Raw genomic sequence first — 13,619 nt, 5'->3', positions numbered from 1 at the left:
ATTAAATGAATTAAAACATTTAAATCGACTTTATCGAAAATTCGTTTTTTTGTGTTGAATAAAACCGCATTTCGATGCCAAAACTTTCTATCAACTTGTGGCCTCCCATAGATTTCATGTTTATTTTTTCCAAGCTCGTGGGGTGGTTCACCCAGCCTTTGTTCTGGCTGTTGCTGCTGTTGGCTGCGACCTGGGTGCTCGCGGCGCGGCGTCCGCGCGCGGTGAGGCCCTTGCTGGGTGCGGGCATCGGGCTGCTGGTGCTGATCGGCTGGCAGCCCTTGCCGGAGCTGCTGATTCGCCAGCTGGAGGCGCGCTATCCCGAAATACCGCTGAACGCCGATGTGCAGGGCTACGCCGGCGTGGTGGTGCTGGGTGGCGGAACGGCGGCCGGGCGGGTGCAGCAAAACCATGCCCACGCGCTGATCAACGACGGCGGTGAGCGGCTTGCCGTGTCTGCCGCACTGGCGCTGCGACACCCGCAGCTGCCACTGATTTACACCGGTGGCGAGGGCGATCCGCAAGGCGGCGGCCCCAGCGAGGCCGAGCGGGCGCGGGTGTTTTACGAGAGCTTCCGGATTCCTGCCAGCCAGGTGCGCTACGAAGCGGTGTCGCGCAACACCTATGAAAATGCGCTGCTCACCGCCCGGCTGCCAGGGGTAGACCCCCGCGCACGCTGGTTGCTATTGACCTCGGCGTGGCATATGCCGCGCTCCATGGCCACCTTTGAAAAAGCCGGTTGGAATGTCACCGCCTACCCGGTGGACTACCGGGCGGAATTCCCGGTGGTGTGGACCCGGTATTCGCTGCAAGGCGGCGTGTCAGACTGGCAGCTGGTGCTCAACGAACTGATAGGGCTGGTTGCCTACCGCCTGGCTGGCAGGCTGTAGGCACAGGCGGGCTGTGTTGCCGGCCTAGGTGGCCACATGGCGGTACGCCCGCACCTGGTCGATACGGCGGCCTTCCAGGGTCACCACCTCAAAGGTCCACTCCCCCACCACCACCAAGGCGCCGGGCTGGGGCAGCTGGCCGGTCACCGCCATCAACAAGCCGGCCAGGGTGTTGTAGCGGCCACGTTCTTCGTCCGGCAAATCGTCTTCAATATCCAACCGGGCTTTGAGTTCGCCTACCGGCATCAGGCCGTCCAGCAACCATTGCCCATCATCTTGCAGAGTGGCCCACGCCTGCTCCTGGGCATCGGGCTTGAGCTCACCGGTAATGGCCTCCAGCAGGTCGTGCGGCGTCATCAGGCCTTGCACCACGCCGTACTCGTCCACCACAAACACCATGCGCGCCGACTTGACGCGGAACTGCTCAATCAGCTCCATGCCCGTGAGCGTTTCGGGCACAAACACCGCCTGCTCCGCCAGCGAATCCAGAGCGCCGGTGTGCTCCGCACCCGCTGCCAGCAAGCGCGACACGCTCACCAAACCCACCACATTGTCCAAAGAGCCCCGGCACACCGGGTACCAAGAGTGGCTGAGCCCTTGTCCGGTGCCGGAGGCTCGCTGCAAGGCGTCTTTGACCGAGAGCGAAGCATCCAACCAGTCAATATCCACGCGGGGCAGCATCATGCTGGTCAGCGGCCGGTCGTCGAGGTGGAACACATTGCGCACCATCTGGTGCTCATGCTCTTCGATGATGCCGGCGTCTACGCCCTCTTCGAGGCTGGCCGAGATTTCTTCTTCCGTCACCGCGCGGTTGTCCGTGGCCGTGAGGCGCAACAACTGCAAGGTGGTGTGGGTGGCATAGGCCAGCAGCTTCACAAAAGGTTTGGCACCGGTGGCCACCCAGGTCATGGGAATGGCCAGCGCGCGGGCTACCGTTTCGGGGTAAAGCTGCCCGATGCGCTTGGGCACCAGTTCCCCGAACAAGATGGTGATGAAGGTAATGCCCGTGACCACCAGCGCCGTGGCAGACACCTCGGCCACCCGGTGCGACATGGTGAAGTTCGCCTCCAGCCACTGCGACACGCCATCGCTGAACGCCGCCTCGCCCACGATGCCGTTGAGCATGCCGATGGACGTAATGCCCACCTGCACCACCGACAAAAACTGCGTGGGGTTGTCCAGCAGCGCCAGCGCCGCCTTGGCCCCCTTGTCCCCCGCCTCGACCATGGTCTGCAAACGGACTTTGCGGCTGGCCGTGAGCGCCAACTCGGACATGGCGAACACGCCATTGAGCAAAGTGAGGACAAGAATGATCAAAAAATCCATGAAAGGCCAGCGAGAATCACGACCATGGCAATGTACCTTATCGGTGATGTTCAGGGCTGCGACAGCGCGCTGGAGCGGCTCACCCAGTTGATCGACTTCTCCCCCAGCCGCGACACGCTCTACCTGCTGGGCGACCTGGTCAACCGCGGCCCGGAGTCTGCACAGGTGCTGCGCCGGCTGATGCGCTATGGCAATGCGGCGCGCAGCGTGCTGGGTAACCACGACCTGCACCTGCTGGCCACGCACTACGGCGTGCGCAAGCCTGGCAAAAAGGACACGCTGACCGAGCTACTGCAGGCCGAAGACGCCCCGGCCCTGTTGCACTGGCTGCACCAGCAAAAGTTGGCGCTGCTGGAAACGGTAGGGAAAAAAGAGCTTTTAATGCTCCATGCGGGCGTCCTGCCTGCGTGGACAGCTACTAAAACCATAGCACTGGCCGGCGAGGTAGAAGCCGTATTGCAAAGCCCGGACGCCGCCAGCTTCTTCCCGCAGATGTATGGCAATGGCCCGGACCGTTGGAGCGACAGCCTGCAAGGCGCCGACCGGCTGCGGGTCATCGTGAACGCCCTCACCCGCATGCGCTATTGCACCCCGGAAGGCGCCATGGAATTTGCCCACTCCGGTGGTTTGGCGGATACGCCCGAAGGCTATGTGCCCTGGTTCGATGCGCCGGATCGGCAAACGGCAGACCATGTAGTGGCATTCGGCCACTGGTCCACGCTGGGCTGGCTCAACCGCAACGACGTGTTTTCGCTGGACAGCGGCTGCGTCTGGGGGGGCTGCCTGAGTGCGCTGCGGGTGTCCCCCACCACCGATGGCGGGCTGGACACCGAGCTACTGCAAGTGAAGTGCGCCCAATCCCAACCGCCCGGGGACTGAGCCTACCCATCCGCGATCAGGCGGACTTGAACAGCGCCGCTACCTTGCGCTTGGGCTTGATGTTGGCAGAAATGCTGCGGCCAGCAGGCTTGGCGGCAGTTTCCCACGAGGGTGCAGCGGCCTCGGTGGCCGGGGCGCTGGGCTCGTAAGGCTTGTCAAAAAACGGATCGCGCGGTGCGGGTGCCGGGCGACCATGGTCACGGGGAGCCCGGGTACGGTAGGCATCATCCCGCTCATTGCTGTGGCTGCGGCCACGGCCTTCCCCGCGATCGCCCCGACCATCACCACGGCCCTCGGCACGCGGACCCCGGCCATTGTCGCCGCCTTCGGCGTACATGCGGCGGCCATCGTTAATACGGCCTTGGCTGCGGATGTCCGGGCGGTCTTCGTCAAACTCCACTGCTTCCAGCTCGATCTTGGTCTTGATCAGCTTTTCAATGTCGGCCAGCAGGCGCGCATCGTTACCGCCGCCCACAAAGGTCACCGCCAAACCGGAAGCGCCGGCGCGGCCGGTGCGGCCAATGCGGTGCACATAGTCTTCGGCGTTGAAGGGAATGTCGAAGTTAAACACCGCAGGCACGTCTTTGATGTCCAGGCCGCGCGCGGCCACATCGGTACACACCAGCAGATCGACTTCGCCTTTTTTGAAGGCTTCCAGCGCCTTGAGGCGCTCGTCCTGGCTCTTGTCGCCGTGCAGCGCAGCGGTTTTGAGGCCTTCACGCTCCAGCGAACGGGCCAAGCGGGCACAACCCAGCTTGCTGTTCACAAACACAAAGGCTTGCTTCATGCCGCGCTGTTTCAGGATCTGGTGCAGCGCGTGGCGCTTGTTGTCCTCACCCACACTGTAGAAATGCTGCTCCACGGTGGAAGCTGTGGCGTTGGAGCGCGCCACTTCAATGGTCACCGGGTTTTGCAGGTAGCTATTGGCCAGGCGCTTGATCTCGGGCGAGAACGTGGCGCTGAACAGCAAGGTGGTGCGCGTCTTGGGCAGGTAGCTCAGGATGCGCTGCAGGTCCGGCAGGAAGCCGATGTCCAGCATGCGGTCGGCTTCGTCCAGCACCACGTACTCCACCTGGTTGAGTACCGCGTTTTTGGCTTCGATATGGTCCAGCAGACGGCCGGGAGTGGCCACCAACACTTCGACGCCTTTTTTCAGCTCGATCGTCTGGGGCTTCATGTCCATGCCGCCGAACACCACGGCGCTGCGCAGGTTGGTGTACTTGGCATACAGCTTGACTTGCTGGGCCACCTGGTCCGCCAACTCGCGGGTCGGCAAAAGCACCAGAGCGCGCACGGGGTGGCGGGCGGGGGAGGTGGAGGCGTTTTCGTGCTTCATCATCCGCTGCAGCAATGGCAGCGCGAAAGCAGCGGTTTTGCCGGTACCGGTCTGGGCAGCGCCCATCACATCTTTGCCGGTCAGCACGACAGGAATGGCCTGCGCCTGAATGGGCGTCATGGTCTCGTAGCCCATTTCGGCCACTGCGCGGGCGATAGGGTCCGCCAGTTGCAACTGGGCGAAAGCCATGGTGGGGGTGTCCGAGGTGAGCTCGTTGGAGTTCACGGGAGTAGGAGTCAATTCAGTAATCAAATCGGTAAGGCATAGCCATAAAGAGTGCTATCCATCCGATAGCGGGTCGCCCGAAGGAAGTCAGGGCAAATCCCGATTATCCTCTAGTTCCCAATTTCCACGAAGGGCCGCCCCAAGGGGAAATAGCCCCCTCGGGGGGCAGCGACCCGCAAAGCGGCGGAGCGTGGGGGCTATATGGTCCGGCTAGAAAACGTGTCGCAGCCCTTGACGCTGCCGGTTTTCAGGCCCTTGTCGAACCAGCGCTGGCGCTGGGCACTGCTGCCGTGGGTAAAGCTCTCGGGCACCACCGCGCGGCCTGAACCGCGCTGCAAGGCATCGTCGCCGATCTTGGCGGCGGCGTTCATGGCCTCGGCTACATCGCCCTCTTCCAGCAGCTGGCGGGCATTGTTGGCGTGGTGTGCCCAGACGCCGGCGAAACAATCCGCCTGCAGCTCCAAGCGCACGCTCAGGGCGTTGCCCTCGGTGGCGCTCGCGCGGCCGCGGGCTTCCTGCACCTTGGCACTGATGCCCAGCAGGTTTTGCACATGGTGGCCAACCTCATGGGCGATCACATAGGCCTGTGCAAAGTCGCCCGGCGCGCCCAATTGCTTTTGCAAGGTCTCGTAAAAACCGAGGTCGATATAGACCTTTTGATCGGCAGGGCAATAAAAAGGCCCCATGGCGCTCTGGCCCTGGCCGCAGGCGGTGGGCGTCGCCCCCCGAAAAAGCACCAGCTTGGGGTTGCGGTAGGTGCCGCCGCCTTTGCTAAAAACCTCACCCCACACGTCTTCGGTATCTGCCAGCACGGTGGATACGAATTTGGCCATCTTGTCATCGGCTGGAGGGCGCTGGGCAGGCACTTGCTGCACATGGGCGACTGGCGCGCCATCGCCACTCAGCACGCCCAGAATGGTCAGGGGGTTGATGCCCAGCACCCAGCCCCCTAACAAGGCAATCACGATAGTACCCACGCCCAGCCGCCCGCTCAGCAGCGCACCCAAGGGACCGAGCCCGCCGCCGCCGCCACTGAAGCCCCCTCCGCCACCGCTGCGGCGATCTTCGACGTTGTCAGACTCGCGGTTGCCTTCCCATTTCATGGTGCGGGCTTTCCTTGGGTGGAGTTTTCAATGAATTGCGCCAGCTCCGCCGACCAATCGGCCGACTCGGGCTGCAAGGCTTGCAGGGACTCGATCTCTACCCCCGCATCGGCCAGCATTTTTTCGGAGGCCCCGTTGACGCGGTCCTGGTGGGCTTTTTTGTCCAGATACACCACGCGCTTGATACCCACCTGGATGATGGACTGCACGCAGCGCGGGCACGGGTACTGGGTGGCATAAATGGTGGAGCCATGCAGCGGCAGCGTGGTGCAGTTGAGGATGGCGTTCTGCTCGGCATGCACGATGTAGCTGTGGCGGGAGTTGAGCGGATCGCTGTCGTCGTCCTGCCAGTAGTGCTCGTCGGTATCGTCACAACCACGCGGCAAACCGTTGTAGCCGACCCCTGAAATCTTGTTGTCCGGGCTGACGATGCAGGCGCCATTGCGCTTGCGGGCGTCTTTGGAGCGGGCAGCCGCGAGAAGCGCCACGCCCATGAACATGGAATGCCAGTGAATCAGGGAATCGTTTTTCATAGCATGCAAGGGTTTTAGTCAGTCTAGCACCGGCCGCAAACCCGGGCTGCTGCGCCGCTCCAGCAGCACCGATGCGGCAAACACCAACAAACCCACCAGGGACAGTACAGCCCCCACGTAGCCGGTGGCCGCGTAGCCAAAACCCAAGGTAATCACCAAGCCGCCCAGCCACGCGCCCAAGGCATTGGCAATGTTGAAGGCCGAATGCATGGAGGCGGCGGCCAGCGTCTGCCCGTCGGAGGCCACATCCATCAGGCGGGTCTGGATGGCCGGGCCGGCGGCAAAGGTGCACCCGATCAAAAAGGTGCAGGTGCACAGCATCCAGGGCGTTGCGGCGGTCAGGCTGAACAAGGTCATCACCACCACGTTGAACACCAGCATGCCCCCGATGGTGCCCATCAGCGCAATGTCGGCCAGCTTGGAGCCCACCACATTGCCCACATTCATGCCGACGCCGAACAGGGCCATGATCAACGGAATCATGACGGCGGGCATGTGCGCCACCTCGGTGGCAGTGCTGGCGATGTAGGAGAAGATGGAAAACATGCCGCCAAAGCCGGTGGCGGCCAGGGTGAGGGTCAGCAGCACCTGCGGGTGGGTGAACGCCACCAGCTCGCGCATCACGCTGGCGCCCTCATGGGCTTGGTCGCGCGGCAGGTAGAACCAGATCAGCGTGACAGTGAGCGCACCAATCAGCCCCACTGACAAAAACAAGACGCGCCAGTTGAGCGACTGGCCGAAATACGCCATCACCGGCGTGCCCAACAACGTGGCCACGGTAAGACCGAGCATGACGTAGCCAACCGCCTGCGCCCGCATCTGCACCGGCACCAGCGAGGCCGCCACCAACGCCGACACCCCGAAGTAGGCGCCGTGCGGCAAGCCGGTCAGAAAGCGCAGCAGGGTAAAACTCCAGAAGTCTGGCGCCAGGGCACTGGCCAGATTGCCGACGGTGAACACCGCCATGAGCACCAGCAACAACGACCGGCGCGAGGCTTTGGCCCCCGCAATCGCAATCAGCGGCGCGCCGACCACCACGCCCAAGGCATAGGCGCTGATGACATAGCCCGCCTGCGGCGTGGTCACTTGGAAGGTAGCAGCCACATCCGGCAACAAGCCCATGATGGCGAACTCGCCGGTACCAATACCGAAGCCACCACACGCGAGCGCCAGAATCACCAAGGTAATTTGAAACCGGGTCAACGGGGCGGATGCATCTTTCAACGTCATGAAATCCTTGGGGTGGCGCGAGGGCTCAGGGAACCCATCGCTATCAAAACAGGAGCTGCTTGCGCAAACTCCACGGGCGCTAGAGGCCTCAATGGCTTACAAATCTTACGAGATGACGGTCTTCTCGACCAAGCGGTCGTCACCCAACACGATCAGACTGAACAGCAGCTCGTCGAGGTTGGACGCCAACGCCGTCTTGCGGGCCAGCAGTGGTGTGGCTTGGGGGTTGAGCACCACGAAGTCGGCCTCGCAACCGGGCAGCAGGTTGCCCACTGCAGGCCCACCGTTCGCGCCATCCAGCCCCAAAGCGCCTGCGGCACCGGCAGTGTGCTGCCACCATAGGTGCTGGGGCGAGAGCGAGAGGCCGGGCTTGGTCTGGCCCTCCCGGCCCACGTAATACGCAGCCAGCATGGTGTGGAAGGGGCTGAACGACGTGCCACCGCCCACATCGCTGGCCAGGCCGTAGTGATAGCCCACGCGGTCGGCACCTTCGTAGTCAAAGAATCCGCTACCCAAGAACAAGTTGCTGGTGGGGCTGATGGCCGCGGCCGCGCCGGTGTCGCGCATCAGAGCGCGATCATCATCATCAAAATGGATGCAGTGGGCGTAGATGGCGCGGTCGCGCATTAGGCCGAAATCGTCGTAGGTGGCGAGGTAGGAGCGGGATGCCGGGAACAGCTCGCGCGCCCAGGTGATTTCGTCCTTGTTCTCGGCCACATGGCTTTGGATCCACACATCTCCGTATTGCTTGGCCAACTCGCCCGCGCCGCGCAACTGGGCATCGGTACTGGTGGGCGCAAAGCGCGGCGTAATGGCGTAACCCAGGCGATCCACGCCGTGCCAGCGCTGGATCAGCGACTCGGTGTCGCGCAGGCTTTGCTCGGTGCCGCTCACGCTGCCCTGCCCCTGGTTCACCAGGTAGTCCGGCGCATGGCGGTCCATCAGCACCAGCCCGGTGATCAGGCGCATGTGTCGTGCTTGCGCCTCGGTGAACAAGGCGTTGACCGATTCGGGGTGCGAAGTGGCAAAGGTGAGCGCGGTGGTGACCCCGTTGCGCAGCAGCTCTGCTACAAAAAACGTAGCTGCTTGCGCACTGTGGTCCTGGGCTGAGAAGCGATTTTCTTCTGGAAAGGTGTAGTTCTCCAGCCAGGGCAGCAAACCGCTGGCGGGCGACCCGATGACATCGATCTGCGGGTAGTGGATGTGCAGGTCAATAAACCCCGGCGCGATGATGCGCCCGGGAAAATGCTGTACCGGCACCTGCGGGTACTGCTTTGATACGGTGCTGTACGCACCGACGGCCTGCACCACCTGGCGGCCTTGAGCGTCGGGGCCGACGACCAGCAGGCCGTCTTGCTCATACAAGGCACGGGCCACGCCCTCGCTGCGGGGGGCAAACCAGAGAAGGGAGGCGCGATAGGCGTTCATGGTGGTGAGCTTCAAAGACGCAGGAAGTGGCGTAGCAGCAATGTCTGTACCAAGCGCTGAAAAATCAGTGAGCGCGCAGCGTGCAGCTGTCGCCAATGCCATCGCGCCAGACGCGCACTTGCGACAGGCCCGGAAACTCGGCAGCCATAGCGCGCCAGATGAACGCAGCCAAATTTTCCAACGTGCCGGGACCGAGGCCTTCCACTTCGTCCAGCAAGTGATGGTCCAGCTGAGGTCGCAGCACCTGAATGGCGTTACGCAAATGACCCAGGTCCACCACCATGCCGGTGTCGGCATCGGCGCTGCCGGCCACCGTCACTTCAGCGTGGTAGGTGTGGCCGTGGATGCGGCGGCTTCCGGCAATTTCTTCGGCGTCATCCACCGTGCGCTTGAGAGTGTGCGCAGCATCAAAGAAGAACTTCTGGCTGACCTCGCAGCTGCGGGGGAGCGGAATGGCGGGTGCTTGGGTCATCGGATACCTGTGATCTTGTGGGTTTGCAGGGAGAGGCGCCATGCCGGGCGCTGCATGCACTGGGTGATGCAGGTCTCGGTGTTGGCGGCGCGCTGCGGGTTGTCCATGGGCTGCAGGTAGCGGTGCTTAAAGTCTGCGGCCTCGCACTCTTCCAAAGTGATGCCGGCCTGCGGCCACACCAGTTTGAGTTCGTGGCCCTGGCGCTGAATCCACTGTGAGCCGGCTTTGGGGCTCACGCAAATCCAGTCGATGCCTTCGGGCGCCAGCACCGTGCCGTTGGTTTCCACCGCGATCTGAAAGTCTAAAGCGTGCAGCGCGTCGATCAGCGCGGTGTCCACCTGCAGCAGCGGCTCGCCGCCGGTCATCACCACAAAGCGGTGGGCCGTGTCACCAGCTGGCCACTGTGCTGCAATGCGCTCGGCCAGCGCCTGCGCGGTGCTGAACTTACCGCCCAGCGTGCCATCGGTGCCCACAAAGTCGGTATCGCAAAACTTACAGACAGCGGTAGCACGGTCTTGCTCCCGACCGGACCACAGGTTGCAGCCCGCAAAGCGACAGAACACGGCGGGGCGCCCTGCATGCGAGCCTTCGCCCTGCAAGGTGTAGAAAATTTCTTTGACTTGGTATGCCATGGCAGTTATGCAGCCACAGCGAAAGAAAGAGAGAAACAACAAGCGGCCACAGGCGTGGCGGCGAGGTTTTTGTACATGGTAGTCCTCTACATGGCTCCGGAACACAAAAGGCAAGGCCCGCCGGAGCAGCGGACATTGGATTGGATTTTACCGTGCGGGCCTACAAACGGTATACAGCGCCGCAGATACTATCTATTTGATAGCTGCCCGCGCAGAAAGAACGGGCGCTAGAGGCCTATTTGGTACTCAAACGCCGCCCTGCGGCGGTCCAGAGTGCTTGGCGGGTGCTCAGCGAAAGGTTTCAAACACATCATCCAAGCGCTGGACATACTTCTGGCGCAGGGATGCGTCGATAAAGCTGGCGTCAAAGCTGTTGCGTGCCAGCGCATACGCGTGCTGGGCGCTCAGGCCCAGGGCGGCAAATGTCTGGGCGAAGTTTTCGTTCAGGTAGCCGCCGAAGTACGCCGGGTCGTCGGAATTGACAGTAGCCATGATGCCGGCGTCCAGCATGGTGCCGATGTTGTGCTGTGCCAGTGTGGGGAACACGCGCAGCTTCAGGTTGGACAAGGGGCAGACGGTGAGCGGCATCTTGTCTGCAGCCAGACGCTGCATCAGGGCTGCGTCGTGAATGGCTTGCACGCCGTGGTCGATGCGCTCGACCTTGAGCACATCCAGCGCGCTCCAGATGTAGGCGGGGGGCGCCTCTTCACCTGCGTGCGCAACCAGCCGGAAGCCTAACTCGCGGGCGCGGGCGTAGACCTTGGCAAACTTCTCGGGCGGGTGCCCGACTTCGCTGGATGCCAAGCCAATGCCCACAATTTTGTCGCGCAAGGGCAGCGCCTGCTCCAGGCATTCAAAGGCTTCCTCTTCGCTCAGATGGCGCAAGAAGCACAAGATCAGCGAGGCGGTCATGCCGAACTTGGCGGGTGCATCGGCGCAGGCGCGGTACAGGCCGTTGATCACCGTCTCGGCACTCAAGCCGTGGCCTGTGTGCGTTTGGGTGTCAAAGAAAATTTCGGTGTGCAACACGTTGTCGGCCTGGGCTTTGGCCAGATACGCGCAGGTCATGTCGTAGAAGTCCTGCTCGGTCTTCAGCACCATGGTGCCCTCGTGGTAGATGTCCAAAAACTCTTGCAGGTTGTTGAACACATAGGCGTCGCGCAGCGCCTGCTCGCTAGGGAAGCGCAGCAGCACGTTGTTGCGCTTGGCCAGTGCAAACATGAGCTCCGGCTCCAGCGAGCCTTCGATGTGCATGTGCAGTTCGGCTTTGGGCATGGCGCGCAACAGAGCGGGCATGCGATCGGCGGCGACGGTGGGTACGTTGGGATGGGTGCGCATCAGCAGACTCCAAAAGTGATTGTTTCTTGCTTTAAAAAGCGGCGGTACGCAGACGATGCTTTGTCTGCCACCGTGTGGACCTCCGCCCGCACATCGAGCGGCAGACAACGCGGGCGCTGGGATTCGAGCACCGGCTTGTCTTGCATGAAGATGGTGTGTTGAAAGTCCTGCAGCTTGCTGTCTGGCGAGTCAAAGTCCGCCATGGCGAGGCGGAACCAGACGCGGCTGGTCTCCGGCGTCACCGGGCAGATAAACAGTGCAATAGATTCACGAAAGCCTTGCAGCGCCACACTGGCGGTATCCGGCACCTTGGTCAACACAGCGGTATAAGGCGCGACGACTTCATAGGTGTATTCCACCTGCGCAGGCGCAGTGGAGTGCACATTGCTTTGCGGCTGCCAGGCAAGGCATTGGGTGGCCAGCAGGCCGGTGGGGGTGGGCTCGACCTGGTAGTCGTCAATCGCGGTCGCTTCGCGCATGCCCAGCCAGCCTTCGTGGACAAAACCGAAGTGGGCCATGTCCAAAAAGTTTTCAACAATGCGCGGCGCACTGGTGGCCACGTCGTAAGGCCCGCACAGCACTTTGCGCAACTGGGCATCAGCCTCTGCGGCAAACGCCGGCAGTGGCACAGCCGCATCCGGCATCAACTGCACCCACACCAAGCCGTAGCGCTCTTCCACCCCAAAGGTGCGCACGGCATGGCTGGCAGGCGGCACAAAGCCTGGCAATGCGGGCACATGCACGCATTGGCCCGCAGCCGAGAACTGCCAGCCATGGTACGGGCACTCCAAGCGGCCCTCACACACCCGACCCAAAGACAGCTTGGCACCCCGGTGCGGGCACTGGTCTACCCATGCATGGGCCCTACCCGCCGCATCCCGCCAGAGCACCAGCTCTTGCTCCAAGAGCACGACCGCTACGGGGACTGCAGTGAGCGCCGCACTGGCAGCCACCGGATGCCAAAGAGATTGTTCTTTCAAGGCTTTGCTTTCATCCAACAGGCCCATGGCCCCATGACACGAACAAAAAAGGGCCGCACCAGGCGGCCCTTGATTCATACCCTCACCAATTACTTGGCGCCGGGGACCTTGCCTTCGACGCCCTTGACGAAGAAGTTCACGCCGGACAGGAACTTGTCGTCCGCAGTCTCGCCGTCTTTCAACACTTCCTTGCCGGCGTTGTCCTTCAGAGGACCTTTCCAGATGGCGAAGGAGCCGTCTTTCAGGCCGGCCTTGACTTCGTCGATCTTGGCCTTGGTTTCGGCAGGCACGTCTTCCGCGATGGACACGATGTCAATCGCTCCGTCCTTCACGCCCAACCAGGAACCAGTACCACCCTTCCAGCTGCCATCCAAGGCGGCCTTGGTGGCCTGGATGTAGTAAGGACCCCAGTTGATGATGCTGGATGCCAAGTGGGCCTTGGGGCCGTAGGCGGTCATGTCGGAATCCCAACCGAAGGCGCGCTTGCCCTTGGCTTCAGCGGTCTTCAACACGGCAGGCGAATCGGTGTTCTGGAACAGAACGTCAGCACCACCGTTGATCAGGGAGGTAGCCGCTTCGGTTTCCTTTGGTGGGTCAAACCAACCATTCACCCAAACCACTTTGGTCTTGATCTTGGGGTTGCTGCTTTGGGCGCCCAAGGTGAAGCTGTTGATGTTGCGGATCACTTCGGGAATTGGGATGGAAGCCACCACGCCCAGCGTGTTGGTCTTGGTCATCTTGCCGGCGATCACGCCCGCCATGTACGCACCTTCGTAGGTACGGCTGTCGTAGGTGCGGATGTTGTCGCCTTGCTTGTAGCCGGTGGCGTGCTCGAACTTCACGTCCTTGAAGTCAGGGGCCACCTTTTGGATGGGCTCCATGTAGCCGAAAGTGGTGCCGAAAATCAGCTTGTTGCCGTCGGTCGCCAATTCGCGCAGCACGCGCTCTGCGTCGGCAGACTCAGGCACGTTTTCGACGAACTTGGTGACGATCTTGTCGCCGAATTCGGCTTCCAGGGCTTTGCGGCCGTTGTCGTGCGCAAAGGTCCAGCCGCCATCACCCACAGGGCCTACATAGGCAAAGGCAATCTTCAAAGGTTCAGGCTTGGGTGCGGGTGCAGAGGCTGCGGGAGCCGGTGCAGGTGCGGGAGCCGGTTCTTCTTTTTTGCCACAACCCACCAGGGCTGCGCTGGCCACAGCCGTCAAAGCGGCGGCTTTCAGCAAAGAACGTTTTTGCAAATCTGTCATGTC

Annotated in this window: 13 protein-coding genes; 2 read left to right on the top strand and 11 right to left on the bottom strand. The window is 62.2% G+C overall.

Annotated features, from left to right (window positions below; all coding sequences use genetic code 11):
* Positions 1 to 116: 116 nt before the first annotated feature.
* On the top strand, positions 117 to 887 hold the full coding sequence (locus FDM28_RS08085) for a YdcF family protein (protein WP_170211661.1): 771 nt from the start codon (positions 117 to 119) through the stop codon (positions 885 to 887).
* A 24-nt stretch (positions 888 to 911) separates the two neighbouring features.
* Here FDM28_RS08085 and FDM28_RS08080 read toward each other — a convergent pair whose 3' ends face one another.
* Positions 912 to 2,213, bottom strand: a complete 1,302-nt coding sequence (locus FDM28_RS08080; protein WP_138514650.1) for a hemolysin family protein — start codon at positions 2,211 to 2,213, stop codon at positions 912 to 914.
* Positions 2,214 to 2,237: 24 nt separating this feature from the next.
* On the opposite strand from FDM28_RS08080, the gene FDM28_RS08075 reads away from it, so the two are divergent.
* Complete coding sequence (locus FDM28_RS08075; RefSeq protein ID WP_138514649.1) at positions 2,238 to 3,092, top strand: symmetrical bis(5'-nucleosyl)-tetraphosphatase; 855 nt, start codon at positions 2,238 to 2,240, stop codon at positions 3,090 to 3,092.
* A 16-nt stretch (positions 3,093 to 3,108) separates the two neighbouring features.
* On the opposite strand, the gene FDM28_RS08070 is transcribed toward FDM28_RS08075, so the two are convergent.
* The 10 genes from FDM28_RS08070 to FDM28_RS08025 form a co-directional block, all read right to left on the bottom strand.
* Positions 3,109 to 4,617: a DEAD/DEAH box helicase gene (locus tag FDM28_RS08070; protein WP_138515215.1), complete on the bottom strand. Its 1,509-nt coding sequence runs from the start codon at positions 4,615 to 4,617 to the stop codon at positions 3,109 to 3,111.
* 233 nt (positions 4,618 to 4,850) lie between these two features.
* The gene (ypfJ, locus tag FDM28_RS08065) at positions 4,851 to 5,756 is read right to left on the bottom strand and encodes a KPN_02809 family neutral zinc metallopeptidase (protein WP_138514648.1); all 906 of its coding nucleotides are present in this window, start codon (positions 5,754 to 5,756) and stop codon (positions 4,851 to 4,853) included.
* Positions 5,753 to 6,289: a deoxycytidylate deaminase gene (locus tag FDM28_RS08060; RefSeq protein ID WP_138514647.1), complete on the bottom strand. Its 537-nt coding sequence runs from the start codon at positions 6,287 to 6,289 to the stop codon at positions 5,753 to 5,755. The genes ypfJ and FDM28_RS08060 overlap by 4 nt, the downstream gene beginning before the upstream one ends.
* An 18-nt stretch (positions 6,290 to 6,307) precedes the next feature.
* Positions 6,308 to 7,519 carry an MFS transporter gene (locus tag FDM28_RS08055; protein WP_138514646.1) on the bottom strand — a complete coding sequence of 404 codons (1,212 nt, stop codon included), beginning with the start codon at positions 7,517 to 7,519 and terminating at the stop codon, positions 6,308 to 6,310.
* A gap of 105 nt (positions 7,520 to 7,624) precedes the next feature.
* A complete protein-coding gene (guaD, locus tag FDM28_RS08050) occupies positions 7,625 to 8,947 on the bottom strand; it encodes a guanine deaminase (RefSeq protein WP_138514645.1) in 1,323 nt (440 codons plus the stop codon).
* 64 nt (positions 8,948 to 9,011) lie between these two features.
* Positions 9,012 to 9,419 (bottom strand): 6-carboxytetrahydropterin synthase, encoded by a 408-nt coding sequence (locus FDM28_RS08045; RefSeq protein WP_138514644.1) that lies wholly within the window; start codon positions 9,417 to 9,419, stop codon positions 9,012 to 9,014.
* On the bottom strand, positions 9,416 to 10,051 hold the full coding sequence (gene queE, locus FDM28_RS08040) for a 7-carboxy-7-deazaguanine synthase (RefSeq protein ID WP_138514643.1): 636 nt from the start codon (positions 10,049 to 10,051) through the stop codon (positions 9,416 to 9,418). The genes FDM28_RS08045 and queE overlap by 4 nt, the downstream gene beginning before the upstream one ends.
* A 288-nt stretch (positions 10,052 to 10,339) precedes the next feature.
* Entirely contained in the window at positions 10,340 to 11,389 is a 1,050-nt protein-coding gene (locus tag FDM28_RS08035) for an adenosine deaminase (RefSeq protein ID WP_138514642.1), read from the bottom strand.
* Positions 11,389 to 12,396, bottom strand: coding sequence for an aromatic ring-hydroxylating dioxygenase subunit alpha (locus FDM28_RS08030; protein WP_420853008.1), 1,008 nt, complete (start codon positions 12,394 to 12,396; stop codon positions 11,389 to 11,391). Before FDM28_RS08030 ends, FDM28_RS08035 begins: the two co-directional genes overlap by 1 nt.
* 62 nt (positions 12,397 to 12,458) lie before the next feature.
* Positions 12,459 to 13,616: a BMP family ABC transporter substrate-binding protein gene (locus FDM28_RS08025; RefSeq protein WP_138514640.1), complete on the bottom strand. Its 1,158-nt coding sequence runs from the start codon at positions 13,614 to 13,616 to the stop codon at positions 12,459 to 12,461.
* Between the last annotated feature and the right edge of the window lie 3 nt (positions 13,617 to 13,619).

This window comes from Rhodoferax bucti, assembly GCF_005876985.1.
Lineage (GTDB): Bacteria > Pseudomonadota > Gammaproteobacteria > Burkholderiales > Burkholderiaceae_C > Allorhodoferax > Allorhodoferax bucti.
Note: the sequence above shows the minus strand (reverse complement) of the source record. Positions and strands in the feature narration are given on the sequence as shown.

Coding starts and splice junctions, on each gene's coding strand:
- FDM28_RS08025 (WP_138514640.1), bottom strand. CDS start 13,616: ATGACAGATTTGCAAAAACGTTCTTTGCTGAAAGCCGCCGCTTTGACG.
- FDM28_RS08080 (WP_138514650.1), bottom strand. CDS start 2,213: ATGGATTTTTTGATCATTCTTGTCCTCACTTTGCTCAATGGCGTGTTC.
- FDM28_RS08060 (WP_138514647.1), bottom strand. CDS start 6,289: ATGAAAAACGATTCCCTGATTCACTGGCATTCCATGTTCATGGGCGTG.
- FDM28_RS08075 (WP_138514649.1), top strand. CDS start 2,238: ATGGCAATGTACCTTATCGGTGATGTTCAGGGCTGCGACAGCGCGCTG.
- FDM28_RS08070 (WP_138515215.1), bottom strand. CDS start 4,617: ATGGCTTTCGCCCAGTTGCAACTGGCGGACCCTATCGCCCGCGCAGTG.
- FDM28_RS08055 (WP_138514646.1), bottom strand. CDS start 7,519: ATGACGTTGAAAGATGCATCCGCCCCGTTGACCCGGTTTCAAATTACC.
- queE (WP_138514643.1), bottom strand. CDS start 10,051: ATGGCATACCAAGTCAAAGAAATTTTCTACACCTTGCAGGGCGAAGGC.
- FDM28_RS08045 (WP_138514644.1), bottom strand. CDS start 9,419: ATGACCCAAGCACCCGCCATTCCGCTCCCCCGCAGCTGCGAGGTCAGC.
- FDM28_RS08035 (WP_138514642.1), bottom strand. CDS start 11,389: ATGCGCACCCATCCCAACGTACCCACCGTCGCCGCCGATCGCATGCCC.
- FDM28_RS08030 (WP_420853008.1), bottom strand. CDS start 12,396: ATGGGCCTGTTGGATGAAAGCAAAGCCTTGAAAGAACAATCTCTTTGG.
- guaD (WP_138514645.1), bottom strand. CDS start 8,947: ATGAACGCCTATCGCGCCTCCCTTCTCTGGTTTGCCCCCCGCAGCGAG.
- FDM28_RS08085 (WP_170211661.1), top strand. CDS start 117: ATGTTTATTTTTTCCAAGCTCGTGGGGTGGTTCACCCAGCCTTTGTTC.
- ypfJ (WP_138514648.1), bottom strand. CDS start 5,756: ATGAAATGGGAAGGCAACCGCGAGTCTGACAACGTCGAAGATCGCCGC.